Below are 272 nucleotides of genomic sequence, written 5' to 3'. Positions count from 1 at the left end.
ATGGTATCGACATTGCCACTGCTGTTGGCTGTGCTCTCATTGCCTGCCGCGTCGGTTATGCTGGCTGTGACAGTAAAGTCACCTTGCGCGAGCGCACCGGGGATTTCAATATCCCAATGACCATCCGCCTCAACGGTGGTCGTGAGAGTTTGCTCAGCGCCGTCACTGTCGGTCACGGTGAGTGTCACCGTGCCGCCAATTTCGTTACTGGTGCCCTGTAATGTCGGTGTTAGGTCGTTTACATCGCCTACATTTTGTATCGTAAGTGTGGG

1 protein-coding gene is annotated in these 272 nt (G+C 54.4%); it reads right to left on the bottom strand.

The features are described 5' to 3' along the window. Positions 1-272, bottom strand: a 272-nt coding sequence (locus AN389_RS19820) for an Ig-like domain-containing protein (protein ID WP_235576008.1), incomplete at both ends; no start/stop codon positions are given.

The sequence above is a fragment of the Pseudoalteromonas sp. P1-7a genome, from assembly GCF_001401855.1.
Taxonomy (GTDB): Bacteria; Pseudomonadota; Gammaproteobacteria; order Enterobacterales; family Alteromonadaceae; genus Pseudoalteromonas.
The sequence above is the reverse complement of the archived record's forward strand: the minus strand, read 5'-3'. Positions and strand labels throughout refer to the sequence as shown.